Annotated in this window: 1 tRNA gene; it reads left to right on the top strand. The window is 48.0% G+C overall.

Annotation, left to right across the window (positions count from 1 at the left end):
• Positions 1–37 precede the first annotated feature (37 nt).
• A tRNA-Glu gene (locus H4J50_RS19360) sits at positions 38–113 on the top strand.
• Positions 114–248: the final 135 nt, after the last annotated feature.

The following is a 248-nucleotide window of genomic DNA, read 5'->3' on the forward strand; positions in this document are numbered from 1 at the left end:
GTCTAAAAATTCAGTTGTCCTAGTGACACATTTATGTGTCCCCATCGTCTAGAGGCCTAGGACACCGCCCTTTCACGGCGGTAACAGGGGTTCGAATCCCCTTGGGGACGCCACTTACTTATTTTAATAGGGAAGTGTAGTGTTATTAAGAAAGCTCGCCTGAAACGAGTCTAAAAATTCAGTTGTCCTAGTGACACATTTATGTGTCCCCATCGTCTAGAGGCCTAGGACACCGCCCTTTCACGGCG

The organism is Colwellia sp. 6M3 (genome assembly GCF_014077595.1).
Taxonomy (GTDB): Bacteria; Pseudomonadota; Gammaproteobacteria; order Enterobacterales; family Alteromonadaceae; genus Cognaticolwellia.